12 protein-coding genes and 1 other annotated feature are annotated in these 16,793 nt (G+C 32.5%); of the genes, 5 read left to right on the forward strand and 7 right to left on the reverse strand.

Going from position 1 to position 16,793, the window contains the following annotated elements; genetic code table 11:
* Window positions 1–133: 133 nt before the first annotated feature.
* Complete coding sequence (locus tag WBF61_RS07685; protein ID WP_424255360.1) at window positions 134–2,242, reverse strand: peptidoglycan D,D-transpeptidase FtsI family protein; 2,109 nt, start codon at window positions 2,240–2,242, stop codon at window positions 134–136.
* 163 nt (window positions 2,243–2,405) lie between these two features.
* On the opposite strand from WBF61_RS07685, the gene WBF61_RS07690 reads away from it, so the two are divergent.
* Window positions 2,406–5,165 (forward strand): YfhO family protein, encoded by a 2,760-nt coding sequence (locus WBF61_RS07690; protein ID WP_424255361.1) that lies wholly within the window; start codon window positions 2,406–2,408, stop codon window positions 5,163–5,165.
* Window positions 5,158–5,796: a pentapeptide repeat-containing protein gene (locus tag WBF61_RS07695; protein ID WP_424255362.1), complete on the forward strand. Its 639-nt coding sequence runs from the start codon at window positions 5,158–5,160 to the stop codon at window positions 5,794–5,796. The genes WBF61_RS07690 and WBF61_RS07695 overlap by 8 nt, the downstream gene beginning before the upstream one ends.
* Window positions 5,797–5,836: 40 nt before the next feature.
* On the opposite strand, the gene WBF61_RS07700 is transcribed toward WBF61_RS07695, so the two are convergent.
* Window positions 5,837–6,445, reverse strand: a complete 609-nt coding sequence (locus WBF61_RS07700) for a superoxide dismutase (protein WP_424255364.1) — start codon at window positions 6,443–6,445, stop codon at window positions 5,837–5,839.
* 201 nt (window positions 6,446–6,646) lie between these two features.
* Here WBF61_RS07700 and WBF61_RS07705 point away from each other — a divergent pair, with 201 nt between their 5' ends.
* Window positions 6,647–7,438 (forward strand): DUF1189 domain-containing protein, encoded by a 792-nt coding sequence (locus WBF61_RS07705; protein WP_424255366.1) that lies wholly within the window; start codon window positions 6,647–6,649, stop codon window positions 7,436–7,438.
* Between the two features lie 49 nt (window positions 7,439–7,487).
* On the opposite strand, the gene WBF61_RS07710 is transcribed toward WBF61_RS07705, so the two are convergent.
* Window positions 7,488–8,849, reverse strand: a complete 1,362-nt coding sequence (locus WBF61_RS07710) for a DEAD/DEAH box helicase (protein WP_424255368.1) — start codon at window positions 8,847–8,849, stop codon at window positions 7,488–7,490.
* A gap of 303 nt (window positions 8,850–9,152) precedes the next feature.
* On the opposite strand from WBF61_RS07710, the gene zwf reads away from it, so the two are divergent.
* Window positions 9,153–10,637, forward strand: coding sequence for a glucose-6-phosphate dehydrogenase (gene zwf / locus WBF61_RS07715; RefSeq protein WP_424255369.1), 1,485 nt, complete (start codon window positions 9,153–9,155; stop codon window positions 10,635–10,637).
* 102 nt (window positions 10,638–10,739) lie between these two features.
* On the opposite strand, the gene WBF61_RS07720 is transcribed toward zwf, so the two are convergent.
* Genes WBF61_RS07720 through argR form a run of 3 tightly spaced genes read right to left on the reverse strand, consistent with a single transcriptional unit; the run spans window position 10,740 to window position 13,662 of the window.
* Entirely contained in the window at window positions 10,740–11,603 is an 864-nt protein-coding gene (locus WBF61_RS07720; RefSeq protein WP_424255371.1) for an aldo/keto reductase, read from the reverse strand.
* Between the two features lie 59 nt (window positions 11,604–11,662).
* A complete protein-coding gene (locus tag WBF61_RS07725; protein WP_424255373.1) occupies window positions 11,663–13,192 on the reverse strand; it encodes a phosphomannomutase/phosphoglucomutase in 1,530 nt (509 codons plus the stop codon).
* Window positions 13,193–13,206: 14 nt separating this feature from the next.
* Complete coding sequence (gene argR / locus WBF61_RS07730) at window positions 13,207–13,662, reverse strand: arginine repressor (RefSeq protein ID WP_424255374.1); 456 nt, start codon at window positions 13,660–13,662, stop codon at window positions 13,207–13,209.
* A 169-nt stretch (window positions 13,663–13,831) separates the two neighbouring features.
* Window positions 13,832–14,049 (forward strand) — a binding site (T-box leader).
* 92 nt (window positions 14,050–14,141) lie between these two features.
* Between argR and argS the strand changes: the two genes are divergently transcribed.
* Window positions 14,142–15,836, forward strand: a complete 1,695-nt coding sequence (gene argS, locus WBF61_RS07735; RefSeq protein ID WP_424255376.1) for an arginine--tRNA ligase — start codon at window positions 14,142–14,144, stop codon at window positions 15,834–15,836.
* A gap of 94 nt (window positions 15,837–15,930) precedes the next feature.
* On the opposite strand, the gene WBF61_RS07740 is transcribed toward argS, so the two are convergent.
* On the reverse strand, window positions 15,931–16,793 hold an 863-nt coding region (locus tag WBF61_RS07740; RefSeq protein WP_424255378.1), incomplete at its 5' end, for a BMP family lipoprotein.

Raw genomic sequence — 16,793 nt, forward strand, 5'->3', positions numbered from 1 at the left:
TTTTTGTTTATTTTAAACCATTAATTTGCTACAAAAAAAACTATAAAAAAAGAAATCTTATCCACATAAAAAGTGGAAGTAAAGATTTCTTTTTTTTCTTACTTACTGGGACTTTTGTCCCAGCCTCGTTTTTTTATTCTTCTGTTTGATTTTTTTGGGTCTCTGCGTCTAAATTTTTATAGTCTCCTACTCGAAAATAAGCATCTAAAACTTGACGCGCGACAACCGTATTTTCTCTACTACTATTTGGTAGAGGCAAATAAGGTACAATAACTGTAACCGCAATTTCAGGATTATCATAAGGTGCATATCCTATAAAAGTTCGATTCTCCACTTTTGTTCCTCTAGCGCTTAGAATCGGACCGTCATAAGGAGCCTCTGCTGTACCAGTTTTACCAGCAGCTTTATACTCTGCTCCAACAAATGCTCCTCTGGCTGAACCATTAGACCCGTTCACAACTTGGTACATTCCTTGTTGCACACGCTCAAATTCAGTTTCTCCAACGTTTACAGTGTTTAATATGTTAGATTCTAATTGAGTTTCCAACGCTCCTATGTTTCCTTCTTCGTCGGTTCCACGAATTTCATCGACAATTCTTGGTGCGATACGTTTTCCGCCGTTTGCTAAAGTAGAGACATATTGAATCATCTGAATAGGAGTATACGTATCGTATTGGCCAAATGAAAAGAATAGTGGTTGTACAGCAGCAACATCTTGACCCACATAACCTTTGCCTTCACCGGGCAAGTCAATTCCTGTCTTTAACCCTAATCCAAATTGGCCGTAATACCCTCTTAATTTATTGATAACTTCTTCCCCATCAATTTTCAAGTTGCCTCCTGAAGTGTATGAATATTGCCCACCCATACGCATCGCTAGCTTAGACATGTAAACGTTTGATGAACGTTCCAATGCGGTAATATCATTTAATGCGATACTTCCACTACGGTTAAATACTGAACTAATTGGATTACTACCTGAGAATTTTAACGGCTCATCAACCATAGTATTATCATTTAAAGAAATCACTCCGTCCATATAACCAGCTAGTACTGTTGCAGGCTTAACCGTTGAACCCATTACATATGCTGTATTAATAGCACCTAGTGCATCATCTTCAATTTCCCCTGTTTTCGGATTTATTTTTTGACCTGTCATAGCCTTAATTTCACCTGTATTAGGGTCAGAGGCAATAACATATATTCTATCGTTCAGTCCTTGTTGATTTTGTGCAAGCGATTTATAGGCAATCTCTTCAACAATTTTTTGGAAGTTCATGTCTATTGTTAGAACAAGGTTATCTCCTTTTTTTCCAACGTAACTCTCTACAGAGTTGACAATATCTCCATTTTGGTTTGTTTCTGTAGCAGATTTTGATTTCGATCCACTAAGTACTTGCTCGTATTCTAATTCTAGATTGCTATTTCCTACGCGATCGTTTCTAGCATAGCCTTTCGCAAGATAGGTAGCAACTTTGTTTTCTGGCAAACCTTTAGACTCAGTTGTAACATTACCTAAAATACTTTCCAATGTTTCTCCTTGTGGGTAAGTTCTAACCCAATCTGTTCCAGTATCTATACCTGGCAAACTCAAAAGATTTTCACTTACTTTAGCCACTTCTTCATCCGTTACATTCTCACTTTTTATGTTTATAGTAGAGAGTGCATATGCGCCATTCATTCGTTTAAAAATAGCAGCAGCTTTTAGTTCTTGCGTAGAAAGTTGAAGCTCTTCATCTTTTACATAATCAATTTGCTTTTGGTATAATTTTGTTCCGTCCAAAGCTAACTCTTTATCTGATAAACGTTTGTTTAATTTATCTTCATTTAATGCAATCCAATAATCTTGAAGATCTCTTTTAGATAAATCAAATTTACCTTTAGTTTCTAGCTCTGTCGTATGTGGCATATCTATATATTGCGCTAGTTCTAAAGCTAACGTTGCCATATCTTTTGCTGAAACTCCCTTACCTCTTGTATAAGTGATAGCTTGTAAAGGATTATTTCCTACTAGCTTACGGTATTGACTATCATAAATTTCTCCACGAGGAACAGTTCCTGTCGCTAATGTAGTTTCTGTGCGTTGTACTTGTGTTTCAAATTCTTCACCTTGCACTATTTGTAAATACCCTAAACGTAATATAAGAGCTGAAAACAGCAAGAACACAGTAAAAAATAATAAATTTAAACGAAAAGGAATATGTGATTTCTTTTTATTGCTTTTCTTTTTATTCGATTTCAATATAACACCTTCCTATTCAACTTAACTTTTTCTATTGTAACAAATTGGAGCACCATTAACCATTGAATGACTAAAATTTTAATTATTCCTTAGTAATTTATGCTATTCTATATATTAGATAACTATGTATAGTTTAACGTCTTATTCTATTGGAGTGATAATGATGCACCATTCTGTTAAATCCTTTGTTAAAAATCAGTGGCCTCTTTTATTAGCTTTTTTTATCCCATGCTTAATTCTATCTGGGATTTATATTGTACAAGGCGTTTATCCTTTTGGGAACAGTTCTCTTATGACTGTAGATTTAGGTCAACAGTATGTCGACTTCTTTTCATATTATAGACAAACTTTTTATGAAGATCCAAGTAGTCTTTTTTATTCATTTTCAAAAGCAATTGGTGGAGATATGATAGGGCTTTGGGCTTATTATTTAACCAGCCCCTTTAATCTTATTTTCTTAATTTTTCCGCAAAATCAAATTTCTTTAGCCATCACTTGCTTAACTATTTTAAAGATTAGTTTAACTGGCTTAAGTTTTGGGTGGCTATTAAAAAAAGCCTTTAATGGAGATGGTTTTATTTTAGCTGCCTTTTCTGTTAGTTATGCCTTGATGGGTTATACAATTGTAAATCAATTAAATATTATGTGGCTAGACGGTTTGATTTTTTTACCATTAATTGCTCTAGGACTTGAAAAGCTTTTATTTGAAAGAAAAGGCTTAACCTACTCTCTCTTTTTAACATTAGCTTTATTCTCAAATTATTATATTGCGTATATGATTTGTCTTTTTTTAATTGCTTATTTTTTATTCCGGTTAGTTGGTATGACTTATTCGCCTAATCTATCCTTTAAAGAAAAACTTAAAGCTAACTTTGCATCTATTTTATTGTTCGTTTGGCATTCTATACTTGGAGCAGGGCTAAGCGCCTTTTTATTGTTACCTACTTTTTTTTCTCTATTAGAGAGCAAAGCTAGCTACACTAAACTAGTATTTGATTGGGAACTAGCTTTCCCATTTCATGAAATGTTATCGAAACTTATGATTGGAGCATTTAATTTCGATCAAATGCCTTCAGGATACCCTAATATCTTTATTGGTAGTTTAGCCTTAATATCCTTTGTTTTTTACTTTTTTAATCATTCATTTCCTATACGAGAGCGTATAGTTGGATTAATTTTAATCGTCTTCTTTGTTATTTCGATGAACTTAAAAGCCTTTAATATAGTATGGCATGCTTTGCAATACCCTATTTGGTACCCTTACAGATTTTCATTTGTTGTTTGTTTTTTTATGATTTTAAATGGATTCAGAAGTTTCATGAAAAAGGATGGAATAAGACCTATTGAGACTTTTTTCAGTGTCATTCTGGTTGCAATAATAGGAATCAACGTTTATCAAAAAGAATATGATTTTATCGAGCCAAGTCAGATTATTCTAACTATTGTTCTTAGCTTAATGATTATCTTCATGCTAATCATTAAACCACAAAAATATAAATGGCTTCCATTTCTATTCTTTCTTGTAACGATTATAGAAATGGGCACAAATGCCCAAATTGATTTGTCGCGATTAAGTTACGTTAAACAGGATTCTTTTTCTACCTATCAATATTTACTAAATTCAGATATTGCAACTATAAAAAATGAAGATCCTGGGTTCTATAGAATTGAAAAAACTTTTTCTAGATCTAAAAATGATAGTTTACAAGCTAATTATTCAAGTGTATCTCATTTTAGTTCTACTTTTGAAAAAGACATACCTAAATTTTTTGGTCACCTTGGATTGCCCGTTGGAGATGGATTTGTATCTTATTCAAACGGAACTTTGCTAACTGATTCCATCTTAGGAATCAAATACTATATCAGCGAACAAAACGAACTCTATCGAAGCTTAAAAAAGGAAACTGATTTTACAACAAAACTCCCTTCAATAGATAAAGTAGATTTAAAAAAACAACCGTCAAAAAAATTATTTAATCCAGCTTTCCAGCTTTCTTTAAATCAAACCAAACCAGATTTGCGAGCCTATCTGCCATTCCATGAATCGAATAAGACAGTTATTTACGAGAACCCCTATGTTCTACCAATCATTTTCGGAAGTAATGAGGATATATTGAATGTTAAATCCGTTCATAATCAGCCTCTTCAATACCAAGAAAGCATATTGCTATCTTTAGCTGGATCAACCAATGATAACAGTCTTTTTGTTCCCACTGAATTTGATACAACGGTTTATCAAAACGTTTCTGTGACAGAATCTTTTCAAAGTAAATCTTATGCAAAGCAAATCATTAATGACGACGCATCCATTACATTCCAATTTAAACCGGAATCAAACGATTCATATTATTTAACATTAGATCCGGATATCAAAGAAGAAGATGTAACCTTTTATTTAAACGGCATCCCATTTACTCAATACCCTACCTATCGTGATGTCCTAGTTTTAAACTTAGCTCATTTAAACAAAGGTGATACGATTACATTTAAAGTTGCATTAAAACAAAATAGCCTTACATTAAATTATTTCAATTTATATCGATTAGACAAAACTATCTTTTCTTCAAATGTAAAAAAATTGCAGCAGAATGATTTAATAATTGAAAACCAAAACAATACATTAATTCAAGGGAAAATAACTATTCAGCCTGACGAGCAACTTATTTTTACTTCTATCCCTTACAGCAAAGGTTGGTCTGCTAAGATTAATGGAGTACCTGTCGAAACAAAAAAAGCTTTAAACAGTTTGTTGGTTATACCAACAAAACCCGGGACTCACAATATTACTTTGAGTTACAAGACCCCTTGGTTAAAAGAGGGCGTTATTTTATCAATGATTGTAATAGGTGTTTTGCTAATTACACATCTACTACAAAGTAAAGTTGTATCTAACAACATATATAGAGGAGAGTATGATGAATAATAAAATATCAATAAAATCACCCAAACTATCTTCGCAGCTTATACCCTCTGACTTTCAAAAATTGGAGGATGAAAGTTATTATACTGGCGTAACGTTTAAAGATTGCACTTTAACTGATGTTTCTTTTGAAAAAGTATGCTTTAAAAATGTTTCTTTTGTAAATGTTGTTTTTAAAAACTGTGTGTTTCACCAGGCAGAGTTAATTGACGTGGTATTTGACAATTGCGACATTAGTAATACGGAGATGATTGAATCCATTATTCATCGTGCTCATTTTTCTAATACAAAGCTCTTTGGTACAAATTTTGCTGAATCTTCTGTGATAGATGCCTTATTTTCAGCTTGCTTTGCCAATTATTGCTCTTTTAGTTATAGTCATTTAAAGCAAGTTAGTTTTGAAGATACTTCATTGATTGAAAGCGACTTTTTTGGACTTAAATGGAAGAATCTCTACTTTATTCGATGTGATCTAAATGGAATGAACTTAATGCAATCTAATTTAAATTTATTAGATTTAAGCTCCTCCACTTTTGAAAAAATAAATGTCTCTATAGATTTGATTAAAGGCATTACCCTAAATGCCATACAAGCATTAGTTATCGCTAGTGCTTTAGGAATCAATATCAAATAAAAAAACCAGAGAGAAAATTCTCTCTGGTTTTTTCTATTATTTATTTTGCTTTTTTATAATTTTTAGCTGCTTCATCCCAGTTAACTACATTCCAAAATGCTTTAATATAATCTGGACGTACATTTTTATAATTTAGGTAGTAGGCATGTTCCCAAACGTCTAATCCCAAAATTGGAGTTTTTCCTTCTGACAATGGCGAATCTTGGTTAGGCGTTGAAGTAATAGTTAATTTGTCTCCGTCTAAAACTAACCATGCCCAACCAGAGCCAAAACGTCCAGCTCCTGAAGCTGCAAATTCTTCTTTAAATTTATCTAAGCTACCGAAAGTTGACTCGATTGCGTCTTTTAATTCACCAGTTGGCTCATTGCTACCATTGGGAGTAAGAATAGTCCAAAAGAAAGTATGGTTAACGTGTCCACCACCATTGTTGCGAACTGCTGTACGAATATCTTCAGGTACTGCATCTAAATTAGAAATTAATTCTTCAATTGTTTTATCTGCTAATTCAGGGTATTTCTCTATTGCTTTATTTAAATTTGTAACATAAGCATTGTGATGTTTGTCGTGATGCAAGTGCATCGTCTCTTCATCAATAGTTGGTACTAGGGCATCATAAGCATAAGGTAGTTCTGGTAATTCATAAGCCATAATTAAATTCCTCCACATATTTATATTATTTTTTTATATAGTACTAATTAAATGTAACACCTTTCATAATAAAACTCAAAGTCTTTGCTTACATTTAATACAAAAAGTTATTTTTGAATAGTATATCTACTCTTCAGGCGTTGAGTTTTCTATTATAAAAGTTTACAATAATAAAGAAGTCTTTTCATCAAACTAATAGGAGTGATTGATATTCAAATTTTTAACCTAATGAAAGCCTCTTTTCTTAATCCAGAAAAGTTAAGCTCTGCACGTAGCTTAAGTAAGAAAAAAATAATAGTTTATTTATTTATTCTTTCTTTTATAACAGCTATACCTACTTGGATTCAAGGAAATAAATTAATAGATGATTTTAAAAGAGATGGACAGAAAATAGCTGAGCAATTACCGTCTTTTAAAATAGAGCAAGATAAATTAAAAACTGAAGAAAAAACTGAAAGTTTTATCTATCAGACAGATTCTATCATTTTTACTTTTGATCCTACTGGAGAACAAACACCTGAAGATGTTAAAAAAAATACAATTGGTACGACAATCGGATTAGCTTTACTTAAGGATGGTTTCTACCTTAGCGCTCCAGGATATCCAGGTAATATTCCTTATTCTAGAATGAATGGTCTTACCGATACGTTTTTTAAGGATATCGTTTTAGGAATGGAACGTGTTAATCGTTTAATTTATATTTTCTCATTTGTTTTGATTTGGTTAGTTAGCTTTTTAATAGTTGTTATCTACAATTTACTTTACACTGTTTTTGCTAACCTAGTCGCTACTTTTAGTCGCCGTTCATTACGTTTTTCTGATAATTGGAAAATTGTTTTATTTGCATCGACTTTACCTACTGTTTTCTTTGCTCTATTGAATAGTTTTCAATTAACTCCTTATTTACAACTAGAAGCATCATTAGTTATAACAACGTATTTTTATTACTTATCTATAAAAAAAATACCAAAAGAACAAATCATTAAAAAATAAAAAACAATAGGACAAAAAACGGTATGTTTTTTGTCCTATTGTTTTTTATTTATTTGCTTTTATTACTTGCTTTATTCGCTTTTTTTATAGCATTTGCTTGAGTACGACGCTCTGTACGACGTTTTTTCACATTGCTGGCTTTAATAACACGACCCATTTTTTTCTTATATCCTGGTTTTACATTCTTTTTAGCTTTTTTCAACATTCCTCTAGTTTCACCATCAAGAGATTCTGTTTTTTTCTTTTCACGTTGAGCACGACGCTTGCGATCAAAAGTATCAACGATTTCTCCATGTTTAATAGCTTTAGGTTCAAAAGTAATTCCCATTTTTTCGATGTCAATGACTAAGTTTTCTTCACTAGGTGAGTACAAAGTGATTGCTGTTCCTTTTAAATCTTTGCGTCCCGTTCTTCCAACTCTATGAACGAAGAAATCTAAATCACGAGGAATTTCAGCATTGATCACGTGAGAAACACCTTCAATATCAATACCTCGAGCCGCTAAATCAGTTGCGACAACAAATTGATACTCTAGGTTTTGAACTTGTTTCATTACTCGTTTTCTTTCGCGTGGTGGAATATCTCCATGTATTTTAGCTACTTTTATTCCTCTTGATTTTAGTCCCTCAGCTATTTCATCTACTTTTAACTTTGTATTGGCAAAAATCATTACTAAATAGGGTTGTCCTATTGTTAACAATTCGTAGATAACATCTATTCTTTCACGACCCTTTGTAGAAATAAGCCAATTTTCAATATTTTTAGAAATAATATCTTTTGGTTGGATTTGCTCGTATAAAGGATTATCCATATATTTTTTCAAGAAAGGCTTCAATTTATTTGGAATTGTCGCTGAAAAAATTAGCATTTGTAATTCTGCTGGTAATTTGCTAGCAATTTTGTCAATATCTTCTAAAAACCCCATATCTAAAGTCATATCAGCTTCATCTATTACTAGTACTGGTGCAGTATAAATTAATAAAGCATTCTCAGTCATCAAGTCTAAAATTCTACCTGGTGTTCCTATAACGATATGAGGTTGTGTACCTGCCAATTTAGCTATTTGACGTTTTTTATCTGTACCACCAACATATGTTTGGATATTAATTTTTTCTGGAGCATTTTCTACTAATTGTAAAGCAGCTTTAGATATTTGTTCAGCTAGTTCTCTACTAGGTGTAGTAATAACAACTTGAACTTCTTTTTTAGAAGGATCAATGCCATCAATTAAGGGCAACAAAAATGTATGTGTTTTACCTGAACCAGTTTGTGATTGTCCAATAACGCTTTTTCCTTTTTTAATTGCCGGAATTAGCTTTTCTTGTACTTCTGTAGGTTGTGTAAAACCTATCTCGTTAATTGCTTCTATTAAGAATGGTTGAATATTAAATCTTTCAAATGTATGTTCCATCTATTCGTACGCCTCTTTTCTATCGATACTCTTTTGCATCTGTTACATTATAACATAATTTTACTTGCTACGTTAAGGAATTGTTCATTTTATTAGAGCTCCTGTTATTGACCGTCTCAATCTGATTCATAATTTATCCGCTCATTATAAATGGAAAGCTAATTTCCTATTCCATTAGTAAGATAATAAATAAACTAGAAAAATTGATTCCTATATCATATACTTGTATAATAAATTGGATAACCCTTTTAAGGGAAACATTTACTAGTAGTGTTATATCGATTGAAGGAGTGGTTACGGCAGATGAGTATAGAACAGAAAGCTTTATTCACCATATTTGGTGGAACAGGAGATTTAGCAAAGAGAAAATTGTATCCTTCTCTTTACAGATTATATAAAAAAGGATATCTTAAAGAAAAATTCGCAGTTATCGGTACAGCTCGTAGAGAATGGACAGACGATTTTTACCGTGATGTCGTTATAGAGTCGATTCAAGATATAAGTGAGTCTAAAGAACATGCGATAAAATTTGCAAGTCACTTTTATTATCAGTCACACAATGTAACAGATATACAACACTACAACACTTTAAAAACATTATCAGAAAAATTAGATGAGAACTATCAGTTAGATGGAAACCGCTTATTTTACTTAGCAATGTCTCCTAATTTTTTTGGTATCATCTCACAAAATTTAAAAGATAGGAATTTAATAACTCCCACTGGATTTAATCGATTGATTATAGAAAAACCTTTCGGCCAAGATTTTGAAAGTGCTTTAGAATTAAATGATCAAATCAGAGCTTCTTTTGAAGAAGATCAAATATACCGTATCGATCACTATTTAGGAAAAGAAATGGTCCAAAATATTTCTGCTGTACGATTTGGTAATTACATGATTGAATCAATGTGGAACAGCCGATACATCGATAATATTCAGATTACACTAAGCGAATCTATTGGCGTAGAGGAACGTGGTGGATACTACGATACAAGTGGCGCCTTGAGAGATATGCTACAAAACCATATTTTACAAATCATATCTTTACTAGCTATGGAACCCCCTACCCGTCTAGAAGATAAAGAAATACGAACAGAAAAAATTAAAGCCCTAAAAGCTGTTCGACTATTTGAACCAAATGAAGTTTCAAATTACATGGTTAGGGGCCAGTACGGTCCTAGCAAGGATGAAATAAGTAAAGATTTAAACGGTTATCGTGAAGAATTAAATGTTGCACCAGAATCTCAAACAGAAACTTTCGTTTCAGGAAAAATTTTAATTGATAATTTTAGATGGGCTGGCGTTCCCTTTTACTTCCGTACCGGTAAACGTTTAGCAGAAAAAGGAACCCAAATTGATATTGAATTTAAAAATGTTCCATTAAATTTATTTGATAATAATGAAGAGCCTCTACCTGCTAATATCCTTACCATTTATATTCAACCTACTGAAGGATTTTCTCTAGAGTTGAATACTAAAAAAATTGGGCTTGGATTAGAAACTGAAACATTAAAATTAGAACATAAACATTCTGCAGAGACCACAGCAAATAGTCCCGAAGCATATGAAAAATTAATTCTTGATTGCTTAAATGGAGATTCTACAAATTTTACTCACTGGGATGAAGTTGCGACTTCTTGGAAATTCGTAGATATCATTCGTAAACATTGGGATAGTGAAAAAATAGACTTTCCTAACTATGCTAGCGGATCTATGGGGCCCATAGAGAGTGAGCAATTATTAAATAAAGATGGTTTCAAATGGCACTGGTGTCCTAATAATAATTAAGTTCTGTTTCTTTCAGCTATTTTTAAAGGAGGCTGAATAGAACTAATTAAAACTAAAAAAGGCTTGAAATCAATTTACAAGACATTGATTTCAAACCTTTTTTTATTTTGATGGTTTAATTGACGTTTCTTTAAGACGTTCTTGATCGTCTGGATTGCCACCATAACGAGTTTCTGTATTTAGTAATGCAATTTCATGCATATCTTCTTGCGTCAATTTAAAATCAAATAATTCACTATTTTCTTTAATACGATTTCTATGAACTGATTTAGGGATGATAACTTCATCTCGTTCCAAGTGCCAACGTAAAACTACTTGTGCTGGTGTTTTAAAGTACTTTTGTCCTATTTTAGCTAGAGTAGAACTATCTAATAAATCAGATTTCCCTTGACCCAACGGACCCCAAGATTCGTGGATAATTCCATTTCTTTTCATGTACTCATGCAGTTCATTTTGTGGAAATTCTGGATGTGTTTCTATTTGATTAATCATCGGTTGTAATAATCCTTCATTCTTTAACTTTTCTAAGTGATGAATTTGAAAGTTTGAAACACCGATTGACCTAACCTTGCCAGATTCATAAAGTTCAACCATTGCTCTCCACGTATCCACAAATTTTTCTGCTGGCCAATGAATCAAATATAAATCTAAATAATCCGTTTCTAATTTATCTAAAGATTCTTGGAAAGCCTTCTTTGTTTCTTCGTATCCTTGGTCGTAATTCCAGACCTTTGAGGTTAAAAAAATCTCTTCACGTGGTATGCCGGATTCTTTTAAGCCTCTCGCAACGTATGTCTCATTTCCATATATTTTAGCTGTATCAAAGTGACGATACCCAAATTCAACTGCAGATTTTACCGCTTCAATCAATTCATGTTCATCTTTCATCAAAAATACGCCTAATCCTAGCTTAGGAATTTCCACTCCATTATAAAGTTCATAGCTATCATTTAGTGCATGACTCATTTATGAACAACTCCCTTAATTTAGTTTATTTGCTTATCATAAACAAATTTAGAATAAAATTACAAGTCAGATGAATCTAAACATTCCTGTGCGTAAAAAAACTCTTTTAAATCTTGACGAAGTTTTTTAATTTTTCCTGCCTCATCACTTTCAAATGTCAAGACTAACAGTGGTTCATGTAAACTCATTCTAAATAAGAACCATCCAGAACCATAGTCCTCACTTGTATTTACTCTTACACCCTCTAAGTTATTATGTTCGATTGTTAGACCGGGGACTTCTTTAACAAACAGCCTGAGCTTATCCATTGTATCCAATCCATTTTCTTGAATAGGTTCTTTTAGAATACGAAAACGGACTTCGTCTGTTTCTATTGGCTGTTTAAGTGTTTCAATTAAACTACCAAGTTTTTTATTTTCTTTGCGTAAACGCGCATCAGCAATTAATATTTTAGCTACTAAATAAGCACCATCATCTAAGAAATAGTTTTCCTTAAGTGCAGCGTGCCCACTAGTTTCTATGGCTAAGGAAGTTTGAATACCTTCTGTATTTAGCTTTATTGCTTGGTTAATTACATTTCTGTATCCGGTTAAGTATCGGTTTTGATAGCCTCCTAATTCCTCTATAAAAGTTCTTAAATGTTCAGACGTAGCAGAATTTGTAACAATCGTAGTCCCAGGATTCTCATCAATAACTATCGCCGATATGACAGCAATTAAATTATTCCTATTTAATGTAACACCCTCATTGTCAACTAAAGCTGATCTATCTACATCGGTATCGAAAATAATTCCTAAGTCAGCCTGATGCGTTAAAACAGCCTTTTGAAGACTAGTCATAGCTACTTTGTTATCTGGATTTGGAATATGATTTGGAAATGTCCCGTCTGGATCCAAAAACTGACTACCTGAAATATCCGCACCTAACTTTTTTAAGACCTCAGTTGCAAAAAAACCTCCTGCTCCGTTGCCTGCATCTACAATAATATGTCTACCAATTAAAGGTTTATCAAAGTTTTCATCATTGTTAATCCCTTTTTTGATTTTATCTATTAAATCGGCTGCATATATTTTTAATAAATTAGCTTTTTTAACTTCTCCCTTGACCTTAGAACAAGTTATCTTTTTCACATCTGCATTTTCCAGAATAAATTCAATATCTTTACTTTCTGCTCCGCCCTCTTTTGTAAAGAATTTTAAACCATTATACTCAAAAGGTAAATGACTTGCCGTAATCATAATGGCTGCATCACAATTAAACTCTTTGTATTGTGTAGACATAAACATTGCAGGTGTTGTAGCTAAGCCAACATTAATAACTTCAACTCCTAAATGAGTTAACGTGCTTATTATAATATTTTGAATTCTGTCCGCAGAAAGTCGACTATCGTAGCCTATTGCGACTCTTGTAGTGTTTTTTTGGTAATCAAATTTTTTCATTTCTTTTAGCCAAACTAATAAACCATAACTAATTTTTTCAATCCGATCGTCCGTTAAACTTAGCTCATTATTTTTTGTCGCAATAGCAATACCTCTGATATCGGATCCATTTTGTAGTTCTAACAAATTAAATTCAGACGATGTTATCATAGTAAACCTCCATTTTAATCATTTATCCATTTATATAAATAATCATACATTTTAATTGCATCCTCTTCATTCTTAGAAATAATGATACAGGTGTCGTTTCCGGCAATCGTTCCTACCTTTTCTGGAAAATCAATTGCATCCATTAAAGCTCCTATAACATGAGCATTTCCTGGAATAGTCATTAAAATTGTTAAAAATTGAACACGAGTTAGTTTTATAGTTACTTCGCCTAACGTTGATTGTAATTTTTCTTCTGTTGACATTTTATTATTCTGAAAAAGAGCGTACTTTACATTACCGCTTGAAGTCGTTGTCTTAACTAAATGCATTTCTTTAATATCACGTGAGATCGTTGCTTGAGTTGCTTCCACACCCTCTTCTTTTAGGTAGTGTAATAACTCCTCTTGTGTGCCTACATCATAATTATTAATGATTTGTTTTATAGCTAATTGTCTATTAGATTTTTTCATACTGCAAGACCTCCTCATAATTAAACGATTTAATGACATTATACCAAAAAAAGAATGAATGCGCTTAGATTTATTGGATTATCTATTAAATTAATGAATAAAAATTCTTTTTTAAAATTAATGGAATTTATTTGCATACTTTGTTATACTTAACTAATCAGAATTAAATAACGATTCATTGACAAAGAGAGTACTGATTTAAGTTGTTTAAAGCGAATTGGGATGGTGTAAGCCAATAACGATAAAAATCAGGAACCGCACTTTCGAGAAAATAATTTGAAACTAGTAGAATTATTCGGTTTTGTTTGCCGTTATCTAAAAACAAGTGGTTTTGTCCCTTAGACAAAACAACAAGAGTGGTACCGCGGGCTCAACCTCGTCTCTTTTTTGATTTTATACGTAAATCAAATTAGGGCTTTTTTTGTATTCTGAAGTTTAAAATAATAGATAAAATTATAGAAATATTAGGAGGAAAAAAAATGAATTATAAATTACTTGTTGCTAAAGCTTTGCATGAGCAGATTGGTGAAACTTTAACGATTGATAAGATTTTTAACTTACTTGAAAAACCAAAAACAGCTGAACATGGCGATGTAGCTTTCCCTACATTTATGTTAGCAAAAGCCTTTAAAAAAGCTCCTCAGCAAATTGCTGCTGATTTAGGTGGGAGCATTTCTTCACCTATTATTGAAAAGACAGAAGTTGTTGGACCTTATTTAAACTTTTTCTTAGATAAAAAGACAGTTAGTTCTGCTGTATTAGCAGATATCTTAAAACAAGGCGAACATTTTGGAGATTTAACTATTGGCGAAAACCGCAATGTTCCAATCGATATGTCTTCACCAAATATCGCAAAACCTATTTCAATGGGACATCTACGTTCAACAGTTATTGGAAATGCATTAGCTAATATTTATAAAAAAGTTGGGTATCAACCCATTAAAATTAACCATCTTGGAGACTGGGGTACACAATTCGGAAAACTAATTGTTGCCTATAAAATGTGGGGCAATGCTGATGCTATTGACGCTGAACCTATTGCTGAACTACTAAGACTTTATGTTAAATTCCATGCCGTAGCTGAAGAACAACCAGAACTAAACGAAGAAGCTCGTGTATGGTTCAAAAAATTAGAAGATGGGAACAAAGAAGCTGTTTCTCTTTGGGAATGGTTCCGTGAAGAATCTTTAAAAGAATTTAATCATATTTATGATATGTTAGATATTCAATTTGACGCCGTTAGTGGAGAAGCTTTTTATAATGATAAAATGGATGAAGTTGTAGAAATGCTTGAAAACAAAAACTTATTAAAAATCAACCAAAAAGCTAGCATTGTTGATTTAGATAAATACAACTTAAACCCTGCTTTAATTAAAAAATCTGATGGTGCTACTCTTTATATCACTCGCGACTTAGCAGCTGCCTTTTATCGTAAACGTAACTATGACTTTGCACAAAGTTTATACGTTGTTGGAAATGAACAAAGTAATCACTTTAAACAATTAAATGCTGTCTTAAAAGAATTAGGTCTAAGCTGGTCGGATGATATGCAACATATTGCATTTGGTTTAATTACCCAAGGTGGAAAAAAATTATCTACACGACAAGGTAAGATTGTATTACTAGAAGAAGTTTTAAATGAAGCAATAGATTTAGCTAATAAACAAATTTCAGAAAAGAACCCTGATCTACCAAATAAAGAAGAAGTCGCTAAGCAAGTTGGAATTGGAGCTGTTATTTTCCATGACTTAAAAAATGACCGCTTAAACAATTTTGATTTCGTATTAGAAGAAGTTGTACGTTTTGAAGGCGAAACGGGTCCTTATGTTCAATATACAAGAGCACGTGCGATGAGCATCTTACGTAAAGCTGGAAATCCAAATTTTAATAGCAATGATGTTTATGCTTTAAACGACGCTTATAGTTGGGAAATTGTAAAATTACTGCAAGAATATCCAACAATTGTTCAAAGATCTTATGAAAAACGTGAGCCTTCTGTTATAGCTAAACATTCTTTGCAATTAGCTCAGGCTTTTAATAGATACTATGCAAATAGTAAAGTATTGACAGATGATGCAGAAAAACCTGCACGCTTGGCTTTAGTTCACTCTGTTGCGACTATCTTAAAAGAAGATTTAAGACTATTAGGAGTAAAATCTCCTGACCAAATGTAAAAAAAAAGAAGTAATATAATAAACAACTGTAATAAAAAAAGAAGTTTCTAACTAATCTCTGTCATTAGTTAAAAACTCTTTTTTTATTACTTGTTTATTTTTCTGGTTTTTCAGCTAGTTCAATTTTACCTTCAATAATCTGTTTCTTAAATCCTTCAACTTTGGATATTGTTTCACTTGAAAGTTGACCATCTGATAAACCTACACCATCTTGAGATAACCCGTAATTCAATACTTTCCCACCAGGGAACTCTCCATTTGAAGCTTTATCTGCAATATCTTGAATCGCACTCCCAGTACGTTTTAATGTTGATGTAAGAGTAACGTTTCCTGTATTATACTTTCCTTCTTCAGTCTGGTCGCGATCTGCACCAATAACCCATTTTTTTACATCAGCATTTACATTCATTAAGTCTTTTGCTTCAGAAAATACACCATTACCTGAATCACCTGCTGCTTGAAAGATGACATCAGTTCCACTAGCGTACATAGCAGCTGCAATGGCTTTTCCTTTTGCAGAATCAGCAAATGATCCTACATACTCAACTCTAACTTCTGCATCAGGTTTGACTATTTTAACTCCTTGAACAAAACCTGCTTCAAATTTATCAATGGTATCTGATTCTTGTCCACCAATAAATCCTACTTTATTAGACAAAGTCGTTTCTGCTGCTGCAACACCTGCTAAAAATGCAGACTCATTATCTTTAAAAACTAACGAGGCAACATTATCCATTTTTGGAATAGCTACGTCAATGATCGCAAAATTAGTTTCAGGGTATTGAGGCGCTACTTCTGTAACAGCATCGGCTAATTTAAAGCCCATTGCTACAACAGTGTCAAACTTATTATTGGCTAATGTTTGTAAATTCATTACATAATCGGAGGCTGATTCTGCTTGAATATAATCATATCCTTGAACACCCTTTGATAAACTATTTTTTTCTCCCCATAATT

This window comes from Carnobacterium sp. (assembly GCF_049673005.1).
GTDB lineage: Bacteria > Bacillota > Bacilli > Lactobacillales > Carnobacteriaceae > Carnobacterium_A.